Origin of the sequence: Flavobacterium sp. LC2016-12 (genome assembly GCF_015351595.1) — a bacterium.
GTDB lineage: Bacteria > Bacteroidota > Bacteroidia > Flavobacteriales > Flavobacteriaceae > Flavobacterium.
Map to the genome: position 1 here is coordinate 37801 of NZ_JADKPT010000006.1, position 25871 is coordinate 63671.

The window sequence follows — 25871 nt, forward strand, 5'->3', positions numbered from 1 at the left end:
TTTAAATTCTTTTTAAAACTATTTTCTCTGTCTCTTTTGCAACCATACCTTTGTAATATTCTTTTAGCATTTCATATTTCTCAGTTGATACAATTGGTTCATTAATTTGATGCGAAACTACCAATTGTAATGTTCCTCCATTTGCAACAATATTAAATTTAAAAGTACCTAAATTATCTTCCATCACAATTACTGCAGGTGTTGGCAATGTCTCAATTGCAAAACCTTCTGGTATCTTTATTGTGATATTATATTTATCGGTAAAAGGGAATCCAAAATCTACTGGATATTCTCTTATTTCCTGTTTAAATGGATTTTCTTTATTCGCAAAAAATAACATCGGATTTACATAAATTTTACCGCCAATCACTTCACATAAATTATTTCCTGTAAACGAATAAGTTTCAATCATTGGCAATAAAATCTCTTTTTCATTCTTCCTTTCATATTCGCTAACTTCAATTTTATTATTCTCATTTTCTAATTTCTCCAAATATTCTTCCTGTACAACGCCATCAACATTATCTCTTGTAATCAAAGCATTATAGTCTGTACATTGCCTTCTCGTTTTACCTGTAACTTTACCTTCCGCATCAATGCTGTAATTCATAAAAACCATATCATTTGATGCTCTTTTTGGCATTAAATCAACTTCTTCAGAACTTCCATCTTTACGAATCAGTCTTCCAAACCAATTTAAAGTTCGGAAAGGCAAAACATTTGGAACCGAAAATTTATCAGAAGCATCTAATAAAACATTTCCGCCTGGTGTTTCAACAAGAGCAATTACATAATTAAAAGCAGTTCTATTAGGAAACAATGCAATTCCGTTAGAACGCGTACTTACCAAAACAGGATTCGCCGTTAAGCCAGCATAACGCAACATTGCAGTCAACATTAAATTAATATCACCAATATTTCCTGTTTTTTCTTTGTAGGCCTTTTTAACTCCTAAATCACAATCATAGCCCGTATATTTATTCCATTTTATATTCGATTTCACATGATTTAATATCGCCAATATTTTTTCATCAGGCGTGTTTTTCCCTGCCAATACCGTTTTTAAATCTTCTTCAAAATAATCTGTTTTGTTTAATTCTGGCCCAAAAGAATCATAATCGTAAATTGTTTTTGCAACCGAATTCCAATCTGTAGAATAAGACTTCATTGGTTCATTTGGAAATTTCACCATAGCCAGTTCATATTGAACACTGGCGGTATAATTATCAATATTATTTACAAAAGCCTCGTCTTTCATTGCCGGAAGATTTTCACCGACATAAATAGTCTTAGTTTCTATATAGTCTATTTTATCCTGGGAAAATTCCGTTCTTGTAGCACCTCCTCCAAAGCCTCCTGAAGAAACCCTTTCTTTAGAATTCAATATTATTGATTTATTACCTCTCTCCACAGTTACTTTAGGAGAAACATAACCTTTCAGTTGAGAGTTAAAAGTGTAATATTCCGGAATGTATGTTACAAACTCAGAATAGTTCACAGGAATACTGGTCTGAAAATTCCATTCCCTGATCATTCTGGCACCACTTCTAATGGTATACTTAAATTCTATAACGGAGCCTTCTTTAACATTGGGCATCGTTATTTTTTTCTGTCCTCTGAATTTATTAAGAACTTCATCAAACATTCCTTCGCTCTTTATTTTGGTTTTTTCAATTTTACCATTGACCAAATTATAAGTTACAACATCACTAAAAGATACCTTCTCCGATAAGTTGTTGTTGTTATAATACCAAACTTCATGAGTAGCCCACTCATACCCTTCCTTATTATAAATTTTAATTCTTGTTTCAACATCTGTAACTGTAATAAAACCATCATTCTGATTGTATTCAATTCTGGCACTTCCTTTTTTATACAAAATAGCAGCAGCAGCCGCTGAATCTTTTGGATGCACTTTTTGTTCTAATTCAGCTATTGATACTTTTCCTAATTTAAATTCCTGGGCAGACACTCTTGAAAAGAACAAGAAGAAAAGGGAAAGACTAAAAAGTTTGATAAATTTCATTGATTTTGGTTCTTAATTAGTTTTTAGTTAATATAATTTTGGCGTTATCGTTTCTGGATACTTGCTCCATAAAAAGGCGATACTCATCGTAATCCTTATTAGAATACTTACCTTTATTTACGAACATAGAGCGTTTGTAGAGCAGTTTGTTGTTTTCTTTTTTGATGATTTCTGTCTTATATTCTCCAAATTTTCCCTTTAATTCATAGTTTGAAGGAATAAACTCGATAGTAAAACCAGCTGGTAAATTAATCTCAATTTCATCTGTATCTAAATAGCCACGCTCAATCTCAAAAGGATTTTTTCTATTTCTGATGCGTTTTATATTTTCGGTGTTTTGATTGAAAGCATCAACAGCAAAAATCATTTTATTGGATGAAATTGAAGCGTAGTTTATAGCACTGATTTGAACATCTTCAGTAAAGCGTATATTTTCCTTATTATTAGTAAATGTTATTTTACCCAATTTCAGATTATTTATATGATCCCAATATTTTTTATAATGGGCTTCTTTTTCTGTAGGCTGAAAAGTTTCTAATCTTTGTTTAGAACTATATTGTGACCCTTCTGAACTTATCAAAATTGAACCCGAAAAATTTCCATTTTCATCAATAGTATAAAATCCTTTGTCAGTTTGTGTATTGCCTTTGTCTTCATAGATTTTAGTTCTGACAATTACTCCACCTTCAGGCTTAACAACTAAAACATCTCTATCGTCTGTAAAAGTTCCCTGATATCCAAACGGATCATCCTGACTTGTACACTCCAGAAAAGTATAGTTCTCTCCATGTGGAATTGCTAATATCATATGATTTCCCTGCATCGAAACAAAATCAGACTGAATATTTGATTTATGACGATCACCGTACAAAATTGTATTGTACGAAGGAACATCCACAGCCTGTAAAAGTGCTTTTGTATAATTTGACAATGCTTTACAATCACCATACCCTAAACGATCTACATCTGTTGCAAGCATTGGTTTCCATCCTCCAATTCCGACAGCAATATTTACATATCTTGATTTTTTCTGAACATAATCATAAATAATTTTTGCTTTTTTTATCGGGTCTTTTTCATCTCCTACTAATGCTTTTATTCTCGCCTTAGTTTCTTCAGATAAATCAGTAGTTCCAGTTAGAATTTTTTCAGCATACCATTTACCAAATGCCTCCCAGGTTTTAGCTGTCCCGTCAACACCTTCTAAATGAAAACTTTCTAGACCCATCATAATTCTAGGATAAAGATCTCTGCCAGATGGACTTAAACTTTCAGCTCTCTGAGCTAATATATTAGTCGCAACATAACTTAATTGTGTGTCCGTATCTAAAGTTTTCTTGATATTATATCCGGTGAGCTGAAATTCCTTCTTTTTAAAACCGAGGTTATTAGGATAAGTAACATTTAAGACGCATTTCTCAATACTTACAGCAGTGCCTCCCAAGAAATACCATTGTGGTAAAAAGGCAGTATTGGAACTTTCAATCTCACTATTGTAAACAACAGTGAAAGGATAAGAAACTGGAGTATATTCTAAAAAAATTACACGATTATCCGAAAAAAGAGTGCTTCCGCTGACTGCGCTCTGATCTTTAAAATCTTTTCGTTTAACTTTCTTTATTTCATTACCAAAGGCATCATAAACAATTGCTTCGATACTTTTTACTGAAGTTGATTTATCATACCCCTGATAAGCATCAATATCACTTAACCCTGTTTCATTAAAAACCGTTACTACTCTTTGTAGTTTGATATTCATACTACGTTGTGAAGTAATGACAATATCCATTTTGTCTAAACGTACGACCGCATCTGCATTTGTCTTAAGACTATCAGAAATGGTTAACACAGAATAATCGCTCTTTTGAGCAGAAGAAATAAGCGTAAAAAACAAAAAAATTAACGCAAAAAAAGGGGTTTTCATTAGTAAGTAATTTCTTCAAATATATATTATTTTTAGAAATTCTTAACATTTGTTTAGTTTTTTTTATTCCTTGTTTTTGCTGTCTATTATGATGGTAACAGGTCCGTCATTTAATAGGCTGACTTTCATATCAGCACCAAAAATTCCTGTCTGCACTTTTTTAGAAAAGTCTTTTTCTAAAGATTTCACGAAGTTTTCATACATCGGAATAGCAAACTCTGGTTTTGAAGCTTTTAAGTATGAAGGACGATTGCCTTTTTTTGTGGACGCATGAAGCGTAAACTGACTTACAACAATAATATCGCCATCAATATCCTGAACTGAGCAGTTCATGACATCATTTTCATCACCAAAAATTCTCATTTTAATGATTTTTCCAACCAGCCAATCAATGTCTTCCTGAGTGTCGGCATCTTCAATACCAACTAAAACTAATAATCCTTTTTGAATATCGGCAGTTTTATTTCCTTCTACAGTTACTGACGCTTGGGAAACTCTTTGAAGAACAACTCTCATGTTAATTGTGAATTATGAATGGTTAATTGTGAATTTAGATCGTATTCAATTTTGTTTCGTTGTAATTATGATTGAAGCTAATATTTTATTTATTTCTACAATATCAGATTTAATTGATTTGAATTGAGTTTCATTTAAATAATCTGACTGAAACAACAATTCCAACCAATAATCTGTTTCGTTGGCTTCTTTTTGTGTAATTGCAAGTTTATGAATAAAGTCTTTTTTGCTTTCTGCTTGTTCGGATTCGCGAACCAATGCTCCTATTGAAGTTCCACTGCGAAGTAATTGTTTGCTTAAAACAAATTCTTTCTTTTCCTGATTTAGAAACTGAAACAATTTAACAATCCTCAAAGCAAAATTAAAAGATTTTGTCTTTATAACGTTATCTGCCATAATTAACAATTAACCATTTACAATTCACAATTATTTCTGATTTCTTGTTTCATCACTAATTTTACGATCCTCATCATAAGTGTCTGTACGATAATTTTCTTCATCGCCTTCGAGGATTTTCAGATAACTATTATAACGGGACCAGGCGATCTCGTCTCTTTCTAAAGCGGCTTTTATAGCACAATGCGGTTCTTCTTTATGAAGACAATTGTTAAACTTGCACTGATCTTTCAATTTGAAAAATTCAGGAAAATACCCGCTGATTTCTTCTTTCTCCATATCCACAATTCCGAAACCTTTAATTCCAGGGGTATCGATAATTTTGGCATCAAAAGACAAATCATACATCTCCGCAAAAGTCGTTGTGTGCTGACCTTGTTTACTGGCTTCGGAAATGGTTTTGGTTTTAAGATGCAAAGAAGGTTCCATCGCATTTACTAAAGTCGATTTCCCAACACCTGAATGTCCTGAAAACATACTTACTTTTCCTATCATCATTTCTTTTAACTCCTCAACACCTTTCATTTCAGTAGAAGAAACACGAAGACATTTGTAACCAATTTGCTGATATACATATTGCATGTACAATTGATCTTCCAGAGTTGGCTCGTCAAAAGTATCTATCTTATTAAAAACCAAAATAGTTTCAATATTGTAAGCCTCGGCAGTTACCAAAAAACGATCTATAAAATTGAATGTCGTTGGGGGATTATTAATCGTGATCAATAAAAACACACGATCAATATTCGAAGCAATAATATGCATTTGATGCGAAAGGTTAACCGATTTACGAACGATGTAATTCTTTCTTTCGTGAATATTAAAAATCGTTCCGGTTACCGCATCTGAAGTTTCTTCCAATTCATAATCGACAATATCGCCTACAGCAATAGGATTAGTACTTTTAATACCTTTCATCCTAAACTTCCCTTTCATACGGCATTCTATAAAATCGCCTTGTTCCGATTTTACGGTGTACCAACTTCCTGTAGATTTATATACGAGTCCTGTCATTCTTTAATTTTAGATTGCTGATTTTAGATTTCAGATTGAAATTAAATCTTTGCAAAGATAAATGAATAATTTTAAAGATTGTCCTCGGTTTCATCCGTAGGGATAAAGATTATGATTATTGATTACGTCACCACGGCTGAAACCGTTGGCTACTATATAAAACAAAAATCCCCACTCTTCTTTCGAAGAAATGGGGATTAAAAAAACAATCTATTTTTAAATCTATGATATAAGAAAACCAAATAACAAAATTCAGATAAAACCAAATTTAACTTATATCACTTATATGTTTTTAGAGAAAATTATGCATTGAATATTTTCTCCTGGTGACCAATACTTTCCTGGTGGATTGCTTTGAACATTCTCAAAACAAACTCTTCAGTAAGACCTTTTTTCTCACCTTCTAAAATCATTTTTCCTAAAATTTCATTCCAACGATTGTTTTGAAGAATCGCTACGTTTGCGTCTTTTTTCACCTGACCAATTTCGTCAGCAACTTTCATACGTTTTCCTAATAACTCTAATAAATTAGCATCCAAAACGTCAATGTTAGCTCTTAATTTAGTCATTTTTGAACTGTACTCATCTGTAGTATCGTCTGTTTTTCTGATCGTCAAATCTTTAATGATTTGTTTCAAAGCATCAGGAGTAACTTGTTGAGCAGCATCAGACCAAGCGTTGTCCGGATCGTAGTGCGTTTCGATAATCATACCATCGTAATTCAAATCTAAAGCCTCTTGTGTTACTTCAAAAATCATTTTACGATCTCCGGTAATGTGAGATGGATCGATGATCAATGGTAAATCAGGGAATTTGTTTTGTAATTCGATAGCAATCTGCCATTCTGGAATATTTCTGTATTTAGTTTTTTCGTAAGTAGAAAAACCTCTATGAATAACTCCTAATTTCTCGATTCCAGCCATATGTAAACGCTCAACACCACCTAACCATAAAGCTAAATCCGGGTTTACTGGGTTTTTAACCAAAACGATTTTATCAGTTCCTTTCAAAGTATCAGCAATTTCCTGAACTGCGAAAGGGTTTGCAGTTGTACGAGCACCAACCCATAAAACATCGATATCATGTTCCAAAGCTAATTTACAGTGAGCTGCAGTCGCAACTTCAGTTCCCATCAATAAACCAGTTTCTTTTTTAGCTTTTTGCAACCATTTTAAACCAATTTCTCCAACACCTTCAAATCCTCCCGGACGCGTTCTTGGTTTCCAGATTCCAGCTCTGAATACACTAACTTTTGAATCTTTCAATTCATGAGCAATCTTTAATACTTGATCTTCCGTTTCTGCACTACAAGGTCCAGCTATCACAAGTGGGTGATTTAAATTGAAATCTTCTAACCACTTTCTCATTTCTTTCTTATTTTCCATCTTAATTCTAATTTACTTTTTAGTTGTTGTTAATCCGTTTAGTATTTCTTTAATTTTATTTGTGCTTTCCATTTCTTCAAAAATGGCATTGTAATTATCTTCTTTTAACAAATCCCTAAACCGACTGAGATTTGAAATATATTCTTCTAATGTTTCAATAACGTGTTCTTTGTTTTGCTTGAAAATTGGCGTCCACATTGCGGGAGAACTTTTTGCTAAACGAACCGTACTTTCAAATCCACTTCCCGCCATATCAAAAATATCCTGTTCGTCTTTTTCTTTGTTCATTACCGTTTTTCCGAGCATAAACGAACTAATGTGCGACAAATGCGAAACGTAAGCAATGTGTTTGTCGTGCGACGTCGGATCCATATATCGAATCCTCATTCCAATTTCGCTAAAAAGCTGTAACGCCTTTTCCTGCAATTTAAAAGTGGTTTTTTCCACTTCACAAATAATGTTTGTCTTTCCTTTAAACAAACCTCTTATCGCTGCTGATGGCCCGGAAAACTCTGTTCCTGCAATTGGATGCGTTGCGATAAAATTTCTTCTTTTCGGATGATTGGCAACTGCATCACAAATTGGTTTTTTAGTCGAACCTACTTCAAAAACTATTGTTTTATCTCCAACCAAATCCAATACTTTTGGCAAAACAACCAGCGCCACATCAACCGGAACCGAAACAATTACAAAATCGGCCTCAGCCAAATCTTCAAAGTTCCCTGCCTGATCGATAACACCCAAATCAATTGCTTCCTGCAAGTGTTTTTCGTTGCTGTCAATCCCAAAAATAGTAGCATTCGGATGTTGGTCTTTGATGTCCAGCACCATCGAACCTCCTATTAACCCTATTCCTATTACGTATACTTTCATAATTCTTTTAATTTGAAGCTAATTCCTGCTATCCGTTTCAATCTTTTCCGCCGAACCCCGGCGCAAAAGGATTTCCACTTCTATCAGGGCTAGGGCTCCTTGTTTTTTCGAGACCTTTAGATTAATACCTACAAGGTTTTGAAAACCTTGCAGGAAATCTAAAATCTACATTCTAAAATCTAAAATCGATCAATCGCTTCCTGTACTTTTTCTTCTTTCACACACAACGAGAATCTGATATATCCTTCTCCATTGCTTCCGAAAATTGTTCCCGGTGTGATGAAAATATGTTTCTCGTATAATATTTCGTCAATGAACTTTTCTGCTGATTCAATTCCTTCCGGCAATTTCGCCCAGACAAAAAGTCCAACTCCTTCTTTATAAACTTCGCAGCCTAATTTTTCTGCTAATTTTTCTGTTAATTCTCTGCGGCGTCTGTAAATTTTGTTTTGCTCTTCGAACCATGATTTATCACAATTCAATGCTGCAATTGCACCTTTCTGAATTCCGTAATACATTCCGCTGTCCATGTTGCTTTTTACTTTTAGCACTGCATCGATAATTTCAGGATTTCCTAAAACCATTCCAACTCTCCAGCCCGCCATGTTGAATGTTTTACTTAATGAATTTAATTCTAAAGCCACTTCCTTTGCACCTTCAACCTGCAATAAACTCATCGGATTATCATTCAAAACAAAACTATATGGATTATCATTGACCAATAATATGTTATGTTTTTTAGCAAAAGCAACCAATTTTTCAAATAACGCTAAACTTCCTCTCGCTCCTGTTGGCATATGCGGATATCCCAGCCACATAATTTTTACTTTCGAAAGATCTAATTTTTCTAAAGCTTCAAAATCCGGTTCCCATGCATTGGCTTCTTTCAGATCATAATAAACCGGAACTGCTCCTACCAAATTAGTTACCGACGTATACGTTGGATAACCTGGATTCGGAATCAAAACGTGATCGCCTTCATTTAAAAAGGCTAACGAAATGTGCATAATTCCTTCTTTTGAACCCATCAAAGGCAAAATCTCATTATTCGGATTTAACTCAACACCAAATTGATTCTGATAAAAATCTGCCATTCCTTTTCTCAACTCCGGCAATCCCTGATAGCTCTGATAACCATGCCCGTTTTCATCCTGAATTGCTGCGGCAACCGCTTCAATTACTGCTTTCGACGGACTCAAATCAGGGCTTCCAATTCCCATATTGATGATAGATTTTCCTTCAGACATTAGTTGACGCACTTCTCTCAATTTTGATGAGAAGTAGTATTCTTCAACTGTATCTAATCTTTTTGCTGTTGTAATCATTATTTTTTGCTTTAGGCCGTAAGCTTTAGGCTTTAGGCTCTTTTTAAACTTTTATTTTTGCTTTAGACAGTAAGCTCTAAGCTTTTTGGACTTTAAGACTTTCTACTTTCCAACTTTATGACTCACTACTCAAAGGCTTTGTGTTTTTATATTCTCCCAAAACCTTTAAATATTCTGCCATAATATTTAGTAATGTTTTGGCTTTTGCAAAATCTTCGTATTTCTCAAATGTTACATCTACGAAAAACGAATATTTCCAAGGTGTTTCAATTTTTGGAAGCGACTGAATCTTTGTTAAATTCAATTTGCAGTCACTCATTACATTTAAAACTGCTGCTAAACTTCCTCTTTTATGATCTAATTCAAATTTGATAGAAGCTCTGTTGATTTCGCTTTCCGGTAAAAATGAATTCTGCTTTTTAATGATTACAAAACGAGTCATGTTGTTTTTGATCGTTTGAATTTCCGGAGCGATGATTTCTAAATCATACATTTCAGAAGCCGTTTTACTTGCAATTGCAGCGATTCCGGTTAATTGTTTTTCCTGAATTCTTCTGGCCGTTTCAGCTGTATCTTTATCTTCAACCAATTTAATGTTTGGATATTGTTTTAAGAAATCCATACATTGTAAAATTGCCATTGGGTGTGAATGAACTTCTTTTATATCTTCAATTTTCTGACCTTTTAAAGCCATTAAATTTTGGTGAATGCTTAAATAATGCTCTCCAATAATGTGTAAATTGTTCTTGTCAATCAAAGCATAATTCGGAATAATTGGACCTGCAATTGAATTTTCGATCGCCATTACAGCCTGATCAGATTTTCCGGCAATAAGGCTGTCGATCAATTCTTCAAAAGACAAACATTCATCAATATCCACATTTTCAGAGAAATACTCCTTCACAACCTGATGATGGAAAGAACCTTTTATACCTTGTATTGCAATTTTCGTTGTCATATATTCAAAAAAAAATCCTGATTTTCATCAGGATTGTATATTAGTTTTATTTGTCTTTATATTTCTCAAATAACCATAGCACAATCCTCACTTCTACTAAAGAAGAAATAAAAAGAGTTGCTAAAATAAAAACGGTTAGATGCCATTTTGTTTGTGTTATTATTTAAATTCTCTGCGAATGTATAAATTATTTTTAGCGCACCAAAAAAAATAATGCATTTTATGAAACAAAAAAGGATTTCTTAACAAAATCTACCGGTTTTGCAGGATAATTTAATAAATGAGTCTTAAAATGCGATTTAGGCAATTGGTTTTGAGGAAGGTTCTGAGGTTCTGAGGTGCTAAGGTGCTAAGATTTTGTTTCTCTAATTGATTTTAGATAAGTTTTAACTTCATCCCAAGTATATAATTTGGTTATATCATCTTCCAGATTTTGAAGTCTAATATCTAATTCTTTTTTAACATCTTCAGAAATCTCTTTACATTCCATAATACGCTTTTACTACTTCCGCTACCAAACTTCCCGCCGCACCAATTCCAATATTCCAAGAACCATCAAGAGCCTTTCCTAACATTTTTTGTGTCCAAGTATTTACTTTTTGCCCAAATGTGTTATTTACAAAATTAGGTTCTTCATCATCTATTATTTCTACAAGTTCAGCAATATCTTCCTCTTTAACCCCACTTTCTCTTAAACGGTTAGAAAGTTCATCTTTGCTTCCTTTTGTAATATTTATATTTGCATTAATTTTTGCTTTCTCTCCAGTATTAACAATGATACCATCACCTGTAGTATTTATAATTGTTTGATTCATAATTGTCGCAATTTCTTTTCTTTTAGTTTTTAATTCTTCTATCTCTGTAATATTTCCAAATTCAGAATCTATCTTGAGCATGAAATCCAATAAACTATTCCTCACACATGCAATAACACCATCTACAACATTTCCAGCAATCCACCTTTTACAATTAACCAATCGTAAATAAGGATTACCCATTTTTCTCCAATTTTGCTCTATAAGTCCAGTAATTTCTGCAGGAAAAGTATATTCTAACATCCCTCTTCCGTCTTCTCTTTTTAGACTTTCCAAACTTGAAACACTATTAAACAAATTCATATTCGTTAAACTAACTTGAAACTCTTCATCAAGACCAATTAGCGGAACTGGTTGGCTATTATATTACTGACTCCCGGCAATAAATGTCCCCACTATATTTCCTTCAAATTTTCTATAATCTGGCAACTCACTTAAACAATCATATCCTTTCAATTCCTTAGTAACCCAATTTAACAAAGTTGCATTTTGAAGTCTACTAGCTAAAACTTTCGTTTTTAAAAGTGGAGAACTTACTGATTTCTCCGTATCAATTAATTCATTTATTATATCATTAACTAATTTCATAGCTTATTATATTATAAAAAAGCAGCTATCATTACAATAACTGCTTTCTATTATTAAAGAATAAATCTTTTCTCTTTACTCTATTATCTTTCTTCTAAAAGAAATTAAGACCCACACATCTCACAATCCTCAGGACCTGCGGCTTGTGCTTTAAGCAACATAGCTTTATACTCCTCAATATTGATCTCTTCAGTTTCTGCAACTAAAGCTGGTGCTGTTTCTTCTTTTTTATCGTTGTTTAATGTGAATTTAATCGCATCAACAGCCGATTTCGTTCTCAAGTAATACATTCCTGTTTTCAAACCTGATTGCCAAGCGTAGAAGTGCATTGACGTAAGTTTAGAATAGTTTGCATCTTGCATGAACAAGTTCAACGATTGTGATTGGTCAATGAAATAACCTCTCTGACGAGACATATCGATAATATCTTTCATCGACATTTCCCAAACCGTTTTGTATAATTCTTTTAAGTCTTGTGGGATAATGTCAATATTTTGAACAGATCCGTTATGACGCATGATTTCTTGTTTCAAATCTTCGTTCCATAAACCAAGTTTTACTAAGTCTTCTAGTAAATGTTTGTTTACCACGATGAATTCTCCAGACAATACACGACGTGTGTAAATGTTTGATGTATAAGGCTCAAAAGCTTCGTTGTTTCCAAGAATTTGCGAAGTCGAAGCCGTTGGCATTGGCGCAACTAATAATGAGTTACGAACTCCATGCTCCATTACTTCTTTTCTTAATGAAGCCCAGTCCCAACGGCCTGATAATTCTTCATCTTTCATTCCCCACATATTGTATTGGAATTCCCCTTTAGACATTGGAGAACCTTCAAATGTAGAATATGGACCTTCTTCTTGTGCCATTTCCATAGAAGCGGTTACAGCTGCGAAGTATAAAGTTTCGAAAATTTCCTGATTTAATGTTTTTGCTTCATCGCTTGTAAACGGTAAACGCAACATGATAAAAGCATCAGCCAAACCTTGCACTCCCAATCCAACTGGACGGTGACGCATGTTAGAGTTTTCAGCTTCTTTTACCGGGTAATAGTTTCTGTCGATTACTTTGTTCAGGTTACGAGTTACACGTTTTGTAACATTGTAAAGAGCCTGGTGATCAAATTTTCCGTTTTCAATAAACATTGGTAACGAAATAGAAGCTAAGTTACAAACTGCAATTTCATCTTTAGAAGTGAACTCCATAATCTCAGTACACAAGTTAGAAGAACGAATTGTTCCTAAATTCTTGTGGTTCGATTTACGGTTTGCTGCATCTTTGTACAACATATAAGGCGTTCCTGTTTCGATTTGCGATTCAAGGATTTTCTCCCATAATTCACGTGCACGAATGGTTTTTCTACCTTTTCCTCTAAATTCATAATCCAAATACATGGTTTCGAATTCTTCTCCGTAAACATCGTATAATCCAGGACATTCGTTAGGGCACATTAATGTCCAACTAGCATCTTCCTGTACACGTTTCATGAATAAATCTGAAGTCCACATGGCGAAGAATAAATCTCTCGCACGCATTTCTTCTTTTCCTGTATTTTTCTTCAAATCCAAAAATTCAAAGATATCAGCATGCCATGTTTCGATGTAAATCGCAAAGCTTCCTTTACGTTTTCCACCACCCTGATCTACGTAACGAGCCGTATCGTTGAAAACTCTCAACATCGGAACGATTCCGTTTGAAGTTCCGTTTGTACCACGAATGTAAGATCCAGTAGCACGAACGTTATGAATAGAAAGACCAATTCCTCCCGCTGATTGCGAGATTTTAGCCGTTTGTTTTAACGTATCGTAAATACCATCAATACTATCATCCTGCATTGCCAAAAGGAAACAAGAAGACATTTGAGGTTTTGGAGTTCCAGCATTGAACAACGTTGGCGTTGCATGCGTGAAGAACTTTTTAGACATTAAATCGTACGTTTCAATAACCGATTTTAAATCGTCTAAGTGAATACCAACCGAAACACGCATCAGCATATGCTGTGGTCTTTCTACGATTTTTCCGTTTATTTTTAGCAAATACGAACGCTCTAAGGTTTTGAAACCAAAATAATCGTAATTAAAATCTCTTGTATAAATAATATGAGAATCTAAAAATGCAGCATTTTCCTGAATCACATTAAATACTTCATCCGAAAGTAATGGTGCTTCTTGTCCATTTCTTGGATTTACGTAGTGATACATATCTTTCATCGTTTCTGAGAAAGACTTTTTAGTATTTGAATGTAGGTTCGAAATTGCCACACGCGCTGCCAATTGTGCATAATCTGGATGCGCAATAGTCATAGAAGCCGCCGTTTCTGCCGCAAGATTATCCAGTTCAGAAGTAGAAACCCCATCATACAATCCCTCGATAACTCTCATGGCTACCTTAACAGGATCTACAAGCTCATTTAAGCCGTAACACAATTTTTTGATTCTTTCTGTAATCTTATCAAACATTACGGGCTCTCTGTGGCCATCTCTTTTTACTACATACATAAGCTTACTATTTATTAGTTATTGAAAAAATGAAAGACACTAGAAAACGAATTCCAGCCCTTAAACATTGCGTGTTTTTAAATTATTTTTTGAGAATTATCGAATTCTCAATAGTCGTCTGCTCCCGACCTATGAAATAGATCGAAAATGCAAAAAAAATGTTACTGAATCTACGATTTGGGAAAGAGATTCAATCTTAAAAAAATGATTTTATTCTTTTAGCGTTTTTGGAGTCGCTAAAATATTTTGTTGTCTAGAAATCTGCGTCAAATGAAATTTTCTGAGCGTCGCTGTCTGTATTCATCACACCTGATTTTTGATACTCAGCAACACGTTTTTCAAAGAAATTAGTTTTTCCCTGAAGAGAGATCATATCCATGAAATCAAACGGATTCGCTGATCCATATACACGATCACAACCTAATTCTACTAACAATCTGTCTGCAACAAATTCTAAGTATTGCGTCATTAAAGTCGCATTCATTCCAATTAAACTTACCGGCAGCGATTCTGTTACAAATTCTCTTTCGATATCTAAAGCATCTACAATGATTTCTTTAATTCTGTCCTTTGGTACTTTGTTAATCAAATGATGATTATGCAAGTGCACTGCAAAATCACAGTGTACGCCTTCGTCACGGGAAATCAACTCATTAGAGAAAGTTAAACCTGGCATTAATCCACGTTTTTTCAACCAATAAATAGAACAGAAAGCACCTGAAAAGAAAATACCTTCAACAGCAGCAAAAGCAATTAGTCTTTCAGCAAATGAATCAGACTCGATCCATTTTAAAGCCCAGTCTGCTTTTTTCTTAATTGCAGGGAATACTTCCAAAGCATTAAACAACTCTGCTTTTTCAGCTTCATCTTTTACGTAAGTATCAATCAATAATGAATAGGTCTCACTATGAATGTTCTCCATCATGATTTGGAAACCATAGAAAAACTTCGCTTCAGCATATTGCACCTCATTTACAAAATTCTCAGCAAGGTTTTCATTAACGATTCCATCAGATGCAGCAAAAAATGCTAAAATGTGTTTAATAAAATATCTTTCGTCGTCACTTAATTTATTATTCCAGTCTGTCAAATCCTGGTGTAAGTCGATTTCTTCCGCAGTCCAGAAACTAGCTTCCATCTTTTTGTACCATTCCCAAATATCATGATGTTTGATAGGAAAAATAACGAAACGATTTTTATTTTCTTGTAATATTGGCTCGACTTGTGACATGACTGTTTTATTTAATTTTTATGCTGAATTTTTACTTATTCAGAACGATTACAAAGATTGTCATTTGTAGCCAAAAATGAAAGCCAAACTTATTCACAATTCGATGTAGTTTTTAACAACGCCTAAAAAATGAGATACTTTTCAGACAATATTTAAATATTTGTAAATGAGTCATTTAATATAGTCATTTACCCCTAAAGCCCCTGTAAAATATAGACTTTTTGGAATAATAAGCAAGAAATTTTAATTGTTTTTAAAAAGTTTTTTTTGAGTTAAAACTTTATTTTTTGAGTTAAAATATATCCACTTAAAGCGGTAACTATAGCCCTTTGATTATTTCGAATTTTTAAGCTCTTCCGCTACTTTTTCAAGTTCCAAATACCAGTCTTCACCAAAGCGGCGAATCAAAGCTTCTTTGACAAATTTATAAACCGGAACTTCCAATTCTTTTCCTAAAGAACAGGCATCATCGCAAATATCCCATTTGTCGTAATTCACCGCGGCGAACTCCGTAAAATCTTTCACACGGATTGGATATAAATGACAAGAAACTGGTTTTTTCCAATCTACGATTCCCTGATTGTAAGCTTGTTCGATTCCGCAAAGAGCCGTTTTTCCGTCAAAAATAACGTAAGCGCAATCTTTTTCGTCAATTAATGGTGTTTCAAGATCACCATCAGTTCCTTTTACCCAGGTACCCTGCGCTTCGATCGCAGCAATTCCTTCTTTTCGTAAAAAAGGTTTTACTTTAGGATAAATTTCTTCCAGAATTTTAGTTTCTGCTTCGCTTAATGGTGCACCCGCATCTCCGTCAACACAGCAGGCTCCTTTACAAGCTGATAAGTTGCACACAAATTCTTTTTCAAGAATATCTTCTGAAATAATGGTTTTCCCTAATTGAAACATGATAATAAAGTACTGTAATTTATAAAGTGCAAAGATAGTCAAAGAAAGCAGATAAAATACGTTCAAATTTTACTGTCGTGCTTGGTAAAGTTTTACCACAGAGTTACACAAAGATTTTCCACAGAGTTTCGCAAAGTTTAATTTTATTGGGAATGCTTTTTTAAGCTCACAAAGCTTGGAAATAAAACTTTGTGCAACTCTGTGCATTCTTTGCGAAACTCTGTGGTAGAACAATTAAAACTTGCGAATCTCTGTGGTACAAATGGGCATTTGTTACAAATATCACTTTTTTAACACTCAAAACGTGTTTTTATAACAATAATACATCGTATTCAAAAAACACCTATCTTTATTATCTACCTTTGCAAAAATTTTAAACGCTTAAAATCAAAGTAATATGTTAGAAATCGACTTCAAAGAAATCGTCACTGTAAGCATGGTCCTTTTTGCTGTAATTGATATCGTAGGATCTATTCCGATTATTGTCAATTTACGAGCAAAAGTAGGGCACATTGAATCTGAAAAAGCTTCGATTGTAGCCGGACTGATTATGATTGTTTTTCTTTTCGTTGGAGAAGGTTTTCTAAATCTTATCGGAATCGATGTACACTCCTTTGCCGTGGCCGGATCCTTTGTACTATTCTTTTTAGCTTTGGAAATGATTTTGGGTATCCGAATTTATCGTGACGAAGAACCGGGATCGGCTTCTATCGTTCCGTTGGCTTTTCCATTAATTGCAGGAGCGGGAACTATGACGACTTTACTTTCACTTCGATCTCAATTTCATACCATCAATATTATCATCGCGATTTTGTTGAATATTATCTTAGTATATATTGTTTTGAAATCTTCCAAAAAAATAGAAAATTTATTAGGAGAAAACGGACTTGGTGTAGTGCGCAAGACATTTGGAGTCATACTTTTAGCAATTGCTGTTAAATTATTCGCTGCTAATGTTAAAGGTTTGTTCGTCTAACGGATATTTTTATAAATTTACCCCATAAAATTTCTAAAATAGAACTTTTAACATATTTACAATATGCTTAGAGTTTTAGTTTAATTTTTAGACAAACAAACAACCATTATGAAAATCTTTACTTCAATCTTAGTGCTTTTAGCATTAGCCTTAATTGTTTTTAATATTACACAATTAGACTTTAAAAATCCTTTTCAGGGAGATAGTGGTGTAGCACTTATTGGGATCGCGGCTGCTTTTTGCGCGGTATTAATTCTTTTGATTTTTAGAATTTCAAAAAGAATTGAAGAAAAAATGCACGACAACAGATAATAAATATATGTTTGACGTTCTAATTATTGGCGGAGGTGTATCAGGCATGTCTTGTGCTCTCGTTTTAGGTTCTGCAAAAAACAAAGCCTTTGTTACCGATAAAAAAATCGGAATCTTTACCCATCAAAAGAATTCTTCACTGCAAGAAGCGATCTTCTATAACGCATACGGAATAACTCCTGGCAAATTAGGGTCTGAATTACTTGTAGAAAGCACGCAGGATCTTGCCATGACTTATCCTCACATCACTCAGATTCCAAACGAGAAAGTAATCAAAGTTGAAGGTTCTTATCCTGAATTTACTGTTACTACAAATAAAAACACATACAAAACTAAAAGTATCGTTATCGGAATTGGTTCTGCCAATACTTTTGATATTGAAGGTTTAATCCAGTATGTTGAACCACACAAAAAAGCACTTCCGGAAAAACAACGTATTCAGCTTAAAAACGACGATCATAAGGTAGCCGACGGTATTTATGTGATTGGAACTTTAGCCGGCTGGAGAAGTCAATTGGCCATTGCTGCGGGAAGCGGGGCAGCCGTTGCTACAGATATTCTGACTTTATGGAATAATGGTGTGCAAACTCATGCTCACGATAGTATTCGATAAAATTTAAAACATAAGTTTTTATATAATTAAACCATTAAGAGATTAAGAAAAATTAAGACTTTGCGCTTAATACCTTAACCTCTTAATGGTTTATTTTTTTATTTCTCAATTATTATTTTACTGAAATAATCTCAGTTACTTTAATATGTTTTTCCTCTTCTGTTTTCCAGATTTCTCCTTTTACAGAAACATTATCTCCAATTTTTAATTGTTTATAGTTTTGAGGCCCGCCAACATTTACAATGCTGATCGTTGCGAAATACACTTCTTTGGCAGCTGTAGAGATTTTAGCTGTATAGCCGTCTTTTCCCGCTTCTATTGAATCTACTTTTCCGGTAACTGTATTAGAACTGCTATCTTTCATAGTTTTACAAGAAATTACAAAAGTCATTAAAACGAATAGAAAGCTTATCTTTTTTAGATTTTTCATATTATATATTTAACCACAAATCTCGAACTATATCAGCTAAGATTCGTTACATTATATTTTAATAAATTATTATTATTTATTGTAATTGAATGCAGCTTCCGGCAATAACTTTTAAGTTTTCGTCAAATTGTTTCCAGACTCTGATATAGCGAAGCACACCATCTATAGGACTATTATCAAAAAAACCTTTTAATGAAACTGTAACTGCAACTACAGCCGTATCACCAATTAGATTTATGGTTTGATCGGAAGCTTCAATAGTAGTAATTTTCATTTTACCTGAACGATAAGAAGCCAAATCAAATTCTTTTGTAATCGTATTTCCATCAGGTAAATTGAAAAGCAAATCGTCGTGGAGGATTTTTTCTAAAAACAAAACATCAGCATTTTTAACAGCAGTCAAAAGTTCTATTTCAGCATTTACAACGGCTTCTATTTTCATATTAAAAAGTTTTCAGCGTTATTTTTTCGGATTCTGAATCGCCTTAATCATGGCATCTTCTTTCAAAATCACATCGTAGTAATATATTTCCCCATATAATTGTCTGGCAAATTCAGCCGTGATATAACGATTCACTAAAGGTTTGGTTTTGTCTAATTTCAAATCCAGACCCGTCATGAAAATATAGTTTTTGAATTTCTTGAAATAAACATCCGAGCTTTTCATTTCAGCCAAAAACTCATTAAACTTAAGTCCGGCAAAAGCTTTTCGATTTTTATCCAATTCTTCAAAAACAAAATGTCCGACTACTCCGGTTTGAAGCAAATAACCAACGTTTTCATTTCCGTGCTCTGCTTCCATCGGAACAAAAACATCGGGAACTATTCCACCGCCGCCGTATACAATTTTGCCTTTTGGTGTTTTAAACTTTAATGAATCGGCTACTTTTATACTGTCTTTAGCATAAAGTTCACCAGATTTGATACGAGATTCTGATTCTTTAAAATATTCTTCGTTTCCTTTTTTATACGGTTTCTGAATTGATCTTCCGGTTGGTGTATAATATCTCGCCACTGTTAAACGTACAGCAGATCCGTCATTGAAATCCATTTCACGTTGTACCAAACCTTTTCCAAAAGAACGGCGCCCCACAATAATTCCACGATCATTATCTTGTAATGCTCCTGCCAAAATTTCACTTGCAGAGGCACTGTTTTCATTAATCAAAACATACACTTTTCCGGTTTCAAAACTTCCGGCTTTTGTGGCGTATGTTTTCTCTGTTGTTCCGTTTTTATTTTTAGTAAAAACGATCAATTGTTTGTCTCTCAAAAATTCATCGGCAATAGCGACCGCTTCTTCCATATAACCACCGCCGTTATCACGAAGATCGATTACAAGCGACTGAATTCCGCTTTGTTTTAATCTTGTTAAACCGGTTTTGAATTCATTAAAAGTAGTCTCGGCAAAACGATTTATTTTGATGTAACCGACATTATTTCCAAGTAATAAAGAAGCATCAACGCTTTTTATCGGAATAACATCTCTTTTTACTTTAAACTTTAATTTCTTTTGTTCCGATTTTCTAAAAACAGTCAATTCAATTTCAGAACCCTGCAATCCTTTTAACTTCGAAAACAAACTATCTGAAGGCAATTTTCTACCATATAATTTTGTTTTTCCAGCAAATAGAATTCGGTCTCCTGATTTTATCCCGGCTTTCGCCGAAGGACCATTTTCAATTGGTTTTATAATCGCAACCGAATCTTTATACATATAAAAATTGATTCCGATTCCAACGAAATCACCTTTCATGCTTTCCGCCACTTCTGCCTGTTCACTAGGCGGAATGTAAACAGAATGTGGATCTAATTTGGATAAGATATTATCAACTGTAAGGTTTACAATTGAATCGGTATTAATACTGTCGACATATTCATTATTGATAAAATCGATCAGTTTATTGAGTTTTGTTTTGGAGTAATTTTTAGCCAAAAGTCCGTCATCAACGGGAGCATTCATTAGGCTTCCGAGGACAGTTCCGAGAGCAAAAGTAGCTCCGATTACAATTGGCAAATATTTCGAATTAAATTTCATTTACTCTTCTAAAACAGGAAGATGTTCAACTTCAACACCTGCTTTTAATAAAAATTGAATTCCGGCATCATCGCGATATCCGTTTTGGTAAACCACTCTCTTTATCCCCGATTGATGTATTAATTTACTACATTCTTTACAGGGTGAAAGTGTAATATACAAAGTAGCGCCTTCACAAGATTGTGTTGATCGGGCTACTTTTAGGATTGCATTTGCCTCGGCATGCAGAACCTCCCAGCGGGTTAATCCTTCATCGTCTTCGCAGCAATTCTCAAATCCGGATGGTGTTCCGTTATAACCATCAGAAATAATCATCCGGTCTTTTACAATAATGGCACCAACCTGTTTACGTTTGCAGTAAGAAAGGGCACCCCATTCTTTTGCAATACGAAGGTACGCTTTATCGTACTTATTTATTTTTTTTAAATCCATTTATTTTATCTGTTCCAAATTGGGCTTTCAATAATCATCGGAATCACAACTCCGATAATAAAAGCCGACATTACAAGTGCCCAATCTCGTTTTGAAAAACGAAATACGGTCTGCACAATATAGGATAGTATCAAAACTACAAAAACAACAACTAACTGCGCTGCTTCGATTCCTAACGCAAATTCGCCTAAAGGTAATAATTTTGAGCTTGGCGACCCTCCTAAAATAGTCTTAAAATAATTAGAAAAACCAAGTCCGTGTATTATTCCGAAAAACAGGGTTACCATAAAAATTAAATTCACACCTTCATTTTTGGTCGCTTTTCCTGCCGTAAAAAGATGAAATATGGCGGTTATCAAGATGGTAATCGGAATTAAAAACTCCACTATATTTACTTTTATAGCGATGATTCCAAAAACTGAAAGCAACAAAGCCAAAGTGTGACCGATCGTAAAAAGTGAAACCAGAAGCAAAATGCGTTTCCAGTCTTTAAACAAATACGGAATAGTTAAGGCGATTAAAAAAAGAACGTGATCGTAGGCGTGGATATCTAAAACGTGTTTTAATCCTATCTGAAAATAAATCCAAAATTCTGACATAGGGGCAATGGTATTAATTGATTAAGGGGATGTAAACTTACGATTTATTTTGAAAAGTAAAGAAACCGTACTATTAAAACAACGCAGAAAAATAAGTTAAATTTTATGAGAAATTTAAAATGTTAAATTAAAATAAGATTTATCTTTGTTCTATATAAAACCCTATTAATTATGCCATTTTCAGAATTATTTGATAACGAATTCAAACAAAGAAACAGAGGTCATTTCTCTGCAATTGTGCGTGTAGCTTATGCTGACGGAAAAATTAATGACGAGGAAAAATCGTTTTTAGACAAACTAGCTTCAAGATTAGAAATTTCAGAAGAAGAATATACAGAAATCCTTAAAGATCCTTGGCAACATTCTATAAACCCTCCTTATTTATATGCGCAGCGTTTAGAGCGTTTGTACGACTTAGCGAGAATGGTTCACGTTGACCACCATTTAGGAGACCAACAAGAAGTTATGTTAACCCGTATGGGATTAGCTCTAGGATTTACGCCAGGAAACGTAAACCATATTATTAGAAAAGCATTGTCTTTAGTGGATAAAAAAGTAGATTTAGATACTTTCCTTTTCGAAATGGAAAATATGAATAAGTAAGAAACAGTGTTCCCTTTTTTAGTACTCAGTTTCGAACTGAGACAAAAAATTGAAACTGAGATTTAAAACAAAACCCGATAATACTATTATTATCGGGTTTTGTTTTATAGTTCCGAGTGAGACTGAATACTAAAAACTGAACACTGCTAGCTTATTGCTTCAGCCATAAATTCCTCTGCTTTTTCTACCATATTATAACTTCCGCAGAAAAACGGAACTCTTTGATGCAATTCTGTCGGCTGAATTTCCATAATTCTACCAAAACCATCTGTTGCTTTACCTCCCGCTTGTTCAGCAATAAAAGCCATCGGATTACATTCATATAATAAACGTAGTTTCCCTTTTGGAGCTTTTGAACTTGTTGGATACAAATAAATTCCGCCTTTGATCATATTTCGATGAAAATCTGCCACTAAACTTCCAATATATCGTGAAGTATAAGGTCTGTCTTCTTCCTCGCGCTGACAATATTTAATATAATTTTTTACTCCCTGCGGAAAATGAACATAATTCCCTTCGTTTACCGAATAAATATTTCCGCTTTGAGGAAACTTCATATTTGGATGTGAAAGATAAAATGTTCCGATTGCCGGATTCAGCGTAAAACCATTCACACCATGCCCGGTTGTATAAACCAGCATTGTTGACGTTCCATAAATTACATATCCTGCTGCTACCTGATTGATTCCCGGTTGTAAAAAATCCTCGCTTGTTACCGGTGTTCCAATTGGTGTAATTCTTCTAAAAACAGAAAAAATAGTCCCTACTGAAACATTTACATCAATGTTTGAAGATCCGTCAAGCGGATCCATTAAGATCACGTACTTATTATTATGACTGTTGTCGCTCCCCTGAACAGTTATAAAATCGTCGTTTTCTTCTGAAGCAATACCACAGACAATCTCACGGTTTATTAACGTCTGAATAAATACTTCGTTTGCATAGACATCTAATTTTTGCTGGTCTTCGCCCTGGATATTTTGTTCGCCTGCGGCGCCAATAATATCGACCAATCCAGCCTGATTTACTTTATAGTTGACAACCTTAGCTGCCAAACGTATAGAGTTGATAATTCGGGAAAGCTCCCCCGACGAATACTGAAATGCTTTTTGGTTCTCAATAATAAACTCTCCCAGTGTTTTATTGCGTTCTTCCATTACTATATCGTTGTAGATTTATTTTTAAGTCACAAATATCGTTTATTTTGTGAGAATGATTTAAAAATTATTTTGTTAGTTTGCTACTATTGTATATTTGCTAATTAAATGCAGAAAGAACGCTGTAATAACAAAAAAATTTGGTTAATAAATACATATTAATAAGAATACACGAAAATTGCATATCATAAAAAGCTTCTGAAAATAAGGTGTTTTCAAAATCAAAAAAGGGAGCTTAAAATAGAATGATAAAAATAAATTTTAAATAAATATGAATATTAGAAAAGGAAATCCTGAGGATATGAAATCAGTTTTAGGATTGATACAGGAGTTGGCAATATTCGAAAAAGAACCTGAAGCTGTCGTAATAACCGAAGCCGATTTAGTACGTGATGGTTTTGGTGAAAAACCATTATTTCATGTCTTTGTTGCAGAGATTGACAATAATGAACAACAGAAAGAAATTGTTGGGATAGCATTATACTATTATCGTTACTCAACCTGGAAAGGAAAAACAATACATCTTGAAGATTTAATTGTGAAAGAAAAAATGCGTGGTACAGGCTTAGGTTCTGCACTTTATGCTGAAATCATGAAACAGGGAAAAAGAGATAATGTGAGAAGAATTGAATGGAACGTTTTAGACTGGAATACACCCGCAGTTAACTTTTATAAGAATTCAGGCGCAAGAATTCTTGATGGCTGGCAAGTTGTTCAGATGGATGAAGCAGGAATTAATTCTTTCTTAGAGAAAAATTAAAACTATTCTGCCACAGACTACAGGATTAAAATAATTTAAAATCTTTATCAGTTTGCCACGAATTTCACAAATTGCCACGAATTAATTAGTGAGAATTAGTGGCTAAAAAAATCTAGAAAATCATTCTAATCTGTGGCAACAAAAACATAAAAAAATAGCAGATTTCATTAATCTGAAATCTAAAATTAAAAATCTAAAATTAACAATGAGAGTATTTAAATTTGGAGGAGCATCTGTAAAAGATGCAGATGGAATTAAAAACGTTTATGACGTTTTACAAAAAGTAGGTTACGAAGATGTGATTTTGGTTGTTTCGGCGATGGGAAAAACAACAAATGCTCTTGAGGTTGTGATCAAGAATTATTTTGATAAATCGGCAGAGTTGAATTCATCTGTACAGGAAATCAAGAAATATCACAATCAAATATTATTAGATTTATTTGAAGATGAAAAACATGCAGTTTTTGCAGCTGTAAAGGATCAATTCACAGAATTAGAATATTTTTTAGCACATAATAAATCTCCAAATTACAATTTTGTTTACGATCAGATTGTGAGTTTTGGAGAGTTGATTTCGACTACAATTTTAAGTCATTTCATGAATTTCATGGGAATTAAAACGCAATGGCTTGACGTTCGTAACTTCATTAAAACCAACGCAAACTACCGTGATGCAGAAGTTGACTGGGAAACTACACAGCAACTTATCAGCAAAAATGTACCAAGAAAACAATTAAATATCACGCAAGGATTTTTAGGTGCCGATGAAAACAATTTCACAACCACTCTAGGTCGTGAAGGATCTGATTATACAGCAGGAATTTTTGCTTATTGCTTAAATGCCGAAAGTGTAACAATCTGGAAAGATGTTCCCGGAGTTATGAACGCGGATCCGCGTTATTTTGAAAATGCAAGTTTGTTGAATCAAATTTCATATCGCGAAGCAATCGAGCTGGCTTTTTACGGAGCGACGGTAATTCACCCAAAAACATTACAACCTTTACAGAAAAAAGAAATTCCTTTATATGTAAAATCATTCATCAACCCATTACTAAAAGGCACTTGCGTTTCTAAAGGTGTTGATCTTGAACCACAATATCCTTGTTTTATCGTAAAAAGAGAACAGCTTTTGATTTCGCTTTCTTCAATTGATTTTTCTTTTATCATGGAAGAAAACATCAGTGAGATTTTTGGTTTATTCCACGAATTCAAAATCAAAGTAAATTTAATTCAGAATTCTGCGATTAGTTTTTCTGTTTGTGTAGAAGATAAATTTGGGAATTTTAATGACTTGAATGCCATTCTTTCGAAAAAATTCAAAGTCGATTTTAATGAAAATGTGACTTTGTACACTATTCGTCATTTTACAGAACAAGCTGCACAAACCGTTGAAGACAATAAAGAAGTTTTATTAAAACAAGTGAGTAGAGAAACAATGCAGATTGTAACTAAAGAACTCAATTAATATTGCTTCATAAAAGGTAATTATTTCAATT

Annotated in this window: 25 protein-coding genes and 1 pseudogene; 6 read left to right on the top strand and 20 right to left on the bottom strand. The window is 33.8% G+C overall.

What is annotated here, in order from left to right:
- Nucleotide 1: 1 nt before the first annotated feature.
- From IRZ99_RS11385 to IRZ99_RS11455, 14 genes and pseudogenes are all read right to left on the bottom strand, one after another.
- Nucleotides 2–2026: a DUF3857 domain-containing protein gene (locus tag IRZ99_RS11385; protein WP_194657382.1), complete on the bottom strand. Its 2025-nt coding sequence runs from the start codon at nt 2024–2026 to the stop codon at nt 2–4.
- A 16-nt stretch (nt 2027–2042) separates the two neighbouring features.
- Entirely contained in the window at nt 2043–3950 is a 1908-nt protein-coding gene (locus tag IRZ99_RS11390) for a DUF3857 domain-containing protein (protein WP_194657383.1), read from the bottom strand.
- Nucleotides 3951–4013: 63 nt separating this feature from the next.
- The gene (gene dtd, locus IRZ99_RS11395; RefSeq protein ID WP_194657384.1) at nt 4014–4466 is read right to left on the bottom strand and encodes a D-aminoacyl-tRNA deacylase; all 453 of its coding nucleotides are present in this window, start codon (nt 4464–4466) and stop codon (nt 4014–4016) included.
- A 45-nt stretch (nt 4467–4511) separates the two neighbouring features.
- On the bottom strand, nt 4512–4862 hold the full coding sequence (locus IRZ99_RS11400; protein ID WP_194657385.1) for a four helix bundle protein: 351 nt from the start codon (nt 4860–4862) through the stop codon (nt 4512–4514).
- Between the two features lie 30 nt (nt 4863–4892).
- Nucleotides 4893–5876, bottom strand: coding sequence for a ribosome small subunit-dependent GTPase A (gene rsgA / locus IRZ99_RS11405; RefSeq protein ID WP_194657386.1), 984 nt, complete (start codon nt 5874–5876; stop codon nt 4893–4895).
- 302 nt (nt 5877–6178) lie between these two features.
- Nucleotides 6179–7261 carry a bifunctional 3-deoxy-7-phosphoheptulonate synthase/chorismate mutase type II gene (locus IRZ99_RS11410; protein WP_026983484.1) on the bottom strand — a complete coding sequence of 361 codons (1083 nt, stop codon included), beginning with the start codon at nt 7259–7261 and terminating at the stop codon, nt 6179–6181.
- A gap of 12 nt (nt 7262–7273) precedes the next feature.
- Nucleotides 7274–8134, bottom strand: coding sequence for a prephenate dehydrogenase (locus IRZ99_RS11415; protein ID WP_194657387.1), 861 nt, complete (start codon nt 8132–8134; stop codon nt 7274–7276).
- Between the two features lie 179 nt (nt 8135–8313).
- Nucleotides 8314–9459, bottom strand: a complete 1146-nt coding sequence (locus tag IRZ99_RS11420; protein ID WP_194657388.1) for a pyridoxal phosphate-dependent aminotransferase — start codon at nt 9457–9459, stop codon at nt 8314–8316.
- A 115-nt stretch (nt 9460–9574) separates the two neighbouring features.
- Nucleotides 9575–10417: a prephenate dehydratase gene (locus tag IRZ99_RS11425; protein WP_194657389.1), complete on the bottom strand. Its 843-nt coding sequence runs from the start codon at nt 10415–10417 to the stop codon at nt 9575–9577.
- Between the two features lie 349 nt (nt 10418–10766).
- Nucleotides 10767–10907 (bottom strand): hypothetical protein, encoded by a 141-nt coding sequence (locus tag IRZ99_RS11430; protein ID WP_194657390.1) that lies wholly within the window; start codon nt 10905–10907, stop codon nt 10767–10769.
- A pseudogene (locus tag IRZ99_RS11435) lies at nt 10897–11820 on the bottom strand (hypothetical protein). Before IRZ99_RS11435 ends, IRZ99_RS11430 begins: the two are co-directional and overlap by 11 nt.
- Before the next feature lie 104 nt (nt 11821–11924).
- The gene (locus tag IRZ99_RS11445; RefSeq protein ID WP_194657392.1) at nt 11925–14318 is read right to left on the bottom strand and encodes a ribonucleoside-diphosphate reductase subunit alpha; all 2394 of its coding nucleotides are present in this window, start codon (nt 14316–14318) and stop codon (nt 11925–11927) included.
- Nucleotides 14319–14571: 253 nt separating this feature from the next.
- Nucleotides 14572–15549, bottom strand: coding sequence for a ribonucleotide-diphosphate reductase subunit beta (locus IRZ99_RS11450; RefSeq protein ID WP_072969680.1), 978 nt, complete (start codon nt 15547–15549; stop codon nt 14572–14574).
- Nucleotides 15550–15882: 333 nt separating this feature from the next.
- On the bottom strand, nt 15883–16455 hold the full coding sequence (locus IRZ99_RS11455; RefSeq protein ID WP_072969681.1) for a DUF3109 family protein: 573 nt from the start codon (nt 16453–16455) through the stop codon (nt 15883–15885).
- 397 nt (nt 16456–16852) lie between these two features.
- Here IRZ99_RS11455 and IRZ99_RS11460 point away from each other — a divergent pair, with 397 nt between their 5' ends.
- From IRZ99_RS11460 to IRZ99_RS11470, 3 genes are all read left to right on the top strand, one after another.
- Nucleotides 16853–17431 (top strand): MarC family protein, encoded by a 579-nt coding sequence (locus IRZ99_RS11460; protein WP_194657393.1) that lies wholly within the window; start codon nt 16853–16855, stop codon nt 17429–17431.
- Nucleotides 17432–17539: 108 nt separating this feature from the next.
- Nucleotides 17540–17743, top strand: a complete 204-nt coding sequence (locus IRZ99_RS11465) for a hypothetical protein (RefSeq protein WP_056187321.1) — start codon at nt 17540–17542, stop codon at nt 17741–17743.
- 7 nt (nt 17744–17750) lie between these two features.
- Nucleotides 17751–18356 carry an FAD-dependent oxidoreductase gene (locus tag IRZ99_RS11470; protein WP_194657394.1) on the top strand — a complete coding sequence of 202 codons (606 nt, stop codon included), beginning with the start codon at nt 17751–17753 and terminating at the stop codon, nt 18354–18356.
- A 112-nt stretch (nt 18357–18468) separates the two neighbouring features.
- Here IRZ99_RS11470 and IRZ99_RS11475 read toward each other — a convergent pair whose 3' ends face one another.
- The 5 genes from IRZ99_RS11475 to IRZ99_RS11495 form a co-directional block, all read right to left on the bottom strand.
- A complete protein-coding gene (locus tag IRZ99_RS11475; RefSeq protein ID WP_228519076.1) occupies nt 18469–18720 on the bottom strand; it encodes a hypothetical protein in 252 nt (83 codons plus the stop codon).
- Nucleotides 18721–18862: 142 nt separating this feature from the next.
- On the bottom strand, nt 18863–19228 hold the full coding sequence (locus tag IRZ99_RS11480) for a nuclear transport factor 2 family protein (protein WP_194657396.1): 366 nt from the start codon (nt 19226–19228) through the stop codon (nt 18863–18865).
- Nucleotides 19229–19246: 18 nt separating this feature from the next.
- Nucleotides 19247–20824, bottom strand: a complete 1578-nt coding sequence (locus IRZ99_RS11485; RefSeq protein WP_194657397.1) for a S41 family peptidase — start codon at nt 20822–20824, stop codon at nt 19247–19249.
- Nucleotides 20825–21256 carry a dCMP deaminase family protein gene (locus IRZ99_RS11490; RefSeq protein ID WP_194657398.1) on the bottom strand — a complete coding sequence of 144 codons (432 nt, stop codon included), beginning with the start codon at nt 21254–21256 and terminating at the stop codon, nt 20825–20827. It abuts the gene before it with no gap.
- 5 nt (nt 21257–21261) lie between these two features.
- On the bottom strand, nt 21262–21855 hold the full coding sequence (locus tag IRZ99_RS11495; protein ID WP_194657399.1) for a HupE/UreJ family protein: 594 nt from the start codon (nt 21853–21855) through the stop codon (nt 21262–21264).
- Nucleotides 21856–22026: 171 nt separating this feature from the next.
- On the opposite strand from IRZ99_RS11495, the gene IRZ99_RS11500 reads away from it, so the two are divergent.
- Entirely contained in the window at nt 22027–22458 is a 432-nt protein-coding gene (locus IRZ99_RS11500; protein WP_194657400.1) for a TerB family tellurite resistance protein, read from the top strand.
- A gap of 146 nt (nt 22459–22604) precedes the next feature.
- On the opposite strand, the gene fbp is transcribed toward IRZ99_RS11500, so the two are convergent.
- Nucleotides 22605–23615: a class 1 fructose-bisphosphatase gene (gene fbp / locus IRZ99_RS11505; RefSeq protein WP_194657401.1), complete on the bottom strand. Its 1011-nt coding sequence runs from the start codon at nt 23613–23615 to the stop codon at nt 22605–22607.
- Nucleotides 23616–23886: 271 nt separating this feature from the next.
- Here fbp and IRZ99_RS11510 point away from each other — a divergent pair, with 271 nt between their 5' ends.
- Together IRZ99_RS11510 and IRZ99_RS11515 are read left to right on the top strand one after the other, a co-directional pair.
- Nucleotides 23887–24375 carry a GNAT family N-acetyltransferase gene (locus tag IRZ99_RS11510; RefSeq protein WP_194657402.1) on the top strand — a complete coding sequence of 163 codons (489 nt, stop codon included), beginning with the start codon at nt 23887–23889 and terminating at the stop codon, nt 24373–24375.
- 205 nt (nt 24376–24580) lie between these two features.
- The gene (locus IRZ99_RS11515; protein ID WP_194657403.1) at nt 24581–25840 is read left to right on the top strand and encodes an aspartate kinase; all 1260 of its coding nucleotides are present in this window, start codon (nt 24581–24583) and stop codon (nt 25838–25840) included.
- Nucleotides 25841–25871: the final 31 nt, after the last annotated feature.